The sequence below is a fragment of the Corallococcus terminator genome (assembly GCF_003611635.1).
GTDB classification, from domain to species: Bacteria; Myxococcota; Myxococcia; order Myxococcales; family Myxococcaceae; genus Corallococcus; species Corallococcus terminator.
Genome location: NZ_RAVZ01000603.1, coordinates 1 through 2,512, shown reverse-complemented (window position 1 = coordinate 2,512; position 2,512 = coordinate 1). Strand labels below are relative to the sequence as shown.

The 2,512-nt window shown below is 72.7% G+C and carries 1 protein-coding gene; it reads right to left on the bottom strand.

All coding sequences use genetic code 11. From position 1 onward, the window contains the following. Positions 1–9 precede the first annotated feature (9 nt). Positions 10–1,644 (bottom strand): CapA family protein, encoded by a 1,635-nt coding sequence (locus tag D7V88_RS40610; protein ID WP_443651672.1) that lies wholly within the window; start codon positions 1,642–1,644, stop codon positions 10–12. Between the last annotated feature and the right edge of the window lie 868 nt (positions 1,645–2,512).

Here is a 2,512-nt window from a genome sequence, read left to right as displayed (position 1 = left end):
GGCGGGGAGCTACGGCGCGGAGCCAGCGGCCGTCACCGGGGCCTGGCGCGGAGACAGGCGGCCGTCGTCGGCGATGCGGGCGCCCGTGTCGGGGAAGTCCTCCTGGGAGAGCTTGCGCACCAGGGAGACGACGTTTCCGGCCGGGTCCGGCTGGGTGATGCCTTCGCCCACCTGCTTCGTGGGGAGGATGCGGCCGTTGGAGAAGCGGCCCTGGCCGTCCAACTCCACCTCCAGCACCATGCCCAGGCCCTGGGGACCCTTGAGGTTGAAGCGGCCGTAGGTGGCGAAGTTGCCCATCGAGTAGGCGATGAGGCGGCCCTGGTAGAACTCCATGGCTCGCGCGACGTGCGGTCCATGGCCGAGCACCAGGTGCGCGCCCGCGTCCACCACCGCGTGGGTGAAGACGCGCAGGTCGCCGCGGTCCTCGCCGAAGAACATCTCCCTGCCCTGGGGCACGTGCAGGGCCTTGCCGCCCTCGGCACCGCCGTGGAAGGAGACGACGACGATGTCGTGCGTGGCGGCCACCTGCTTCACCAGCGCGGTGGCGTTGGGCAGGTTGTTCAGGTGGTTGCACCCGGCCGACGTGTGGAAGGCGACGAGGCCAATCTTCAGGCCGTTGCGCTCCATCGTGGCCACGCTGCCCGGCGGCCCGCTCCACGCGATGCCCAGCGCGTCCAGGGTGGACTCGGTGGTGCGGCGGCACTCCTCGCCGAAGTCACCGGAGTGGTTGTTGGCGGTGGAGACGACGTCCACGCCCGCGTCCTTGATGTACTGGCCGAACGAGGTGGGGGAGCGGAACGCGTAGCAGTTGGCGGGCGAGCGGCACTTGGTGGTGCGGCCTGTGTCGCACAGCGGGCCCTCCAGGTTGACGAAGGTGAGGTCCGCGTCCTCCAGCAGCGGGCGCACGCTGGCGATGACGCTGGCGCCACCTTCGGGGGGCAGGTAGCCCTCCGGCACGGTGGTGCCGAGCATCAGGTCCCCGGTGGCGCGGATGCGCACCTTCGCGCCCGGAGGCGGGGGAGGGCGGGGCGTGCCGTCCACGGGCTGCGCGAGCCGGGCCTGGAGCGCTGCTTGGCTGCGGGCCTGGGTGAGCGCACCCTCCAGGTCGGGCTGGTCCGGCTTGAGCGCGCGCACCTGCGTCCACTGCGTGAGCGTCTCCGACCAGCGGCCGTCGAGGGAGTAGGCCCAGCCCAGCTCCCAGCGGCAGTCGGCGCGGGAGGGCGCGGCCTGGACGCACGCGGACAGCTCCGCGATGGCGGTGGGGCCGTCCTTGGACTTGAGGGCTTCCACGCCCCGAGCGTAGTGCGCGTCCGGGTCACCCACGGCGATGAGGCCGGGCGCGGTGCCGGACTTCTCATGCATCGCCACGGCGGCGGCGCGCAGGGCCGCGACACTGGCGTCCACGGCGATGCGGCCTGCCTCGGAGAGGGTCGTGGACGAGGGCGCGGTGCCCGTGTCGGAGGGCATCGCGCTCTGAGCGGAGGCGGAGCCCGTGGGCGGCGTCGCGGGCATCGCGGAGCCGGTGCTCGTGACGGAAGGAATCGCAGCCCTCGCGGAGGCAGTGCCCGTCGCGGGCATCGTGTTCGACGACGCGCCCGGGGCAGGTGCGGAGGCAGACGCCGCCATGCCGGCGGGCATTCTCATCGAGACGGCCGAGGCCGTGCCGTTGGCGAAGGTCACACCGGAGGAGGCCGGGCGCGGCGCGATGCCCGCGACCTGCACGATGCCCCCATTGCCAGACATCGGCGCGGCCACCGTGAGCACGGATGAAGGATTCCTCGCGACAGCCTGCACAGAGGCGAGTCCCGCGTTCGTAAGCTGCGCGGAGCCCAGCGCGGACGTGCGCGTACTGCTCGCCACGGCCTGCACGGAGGCGAGTCCCGCGTTCGTGAGCTGCGCAGAGCCCAGCGCAGACGTGTGTGGACCGCTCGCCACGGCCTTCACGGACGCGAGACCCGCTGCACTGAGTTGTCGCGAGCCTCCTCGCGTGGCCTGCGCACCTCCCACCGCTGACCGCACCGAGGCGAGTCCCGCCGCGCTGAGCTGATCGGCCCCTGCCTGGGCCACGCGCTGGAGGTTCGCCCCAGCCTTCACCGAGGCGAGTCCCGCCGCGCTGAGCTGATCGGTCCCTGCCTCGGCAGCGCGCTGGAGGTTCGCTCCGGCCTTCACGGACGCAAGGCCCGCCACATCGAGCATCCGCGTCCCCGCGAACGTCTCACGCGCAGCCCCCATCATCGACGCGACACCCGCCGCGCCAGTCTGCTCGGCACTGACGTTCCGGATGACGGAGCGCACGGAGGCCGTGCCCGCGTCGAGGAGGAGCGCGGTGCTGGGACGCTCGGCTGTGGAGAAGTTGGGGACGGACGCGGCGGGCGCGGCGAGCGCCAGCATCAACAGGACGGACGGGGCCATGGCCCGCGCATCTTACGGCAAGGCGACGGGACGAGGGCGGCACCGCTAAAGCCGGCTCGGAAGCAGCCGAGCAGGCGACACCCCCACCTCCCTCCAGCGC

What these genes read in the sequence shown, in the direction of transcription:
- D7V88_RS40610 (WP_443651672.1), bottom strand. Translation starts at nt 1,644, where the DNA reads ATGAGAATGCCCGCCGGCATGGCGGCGTCTGCCTCCGCACCTGCCCCG.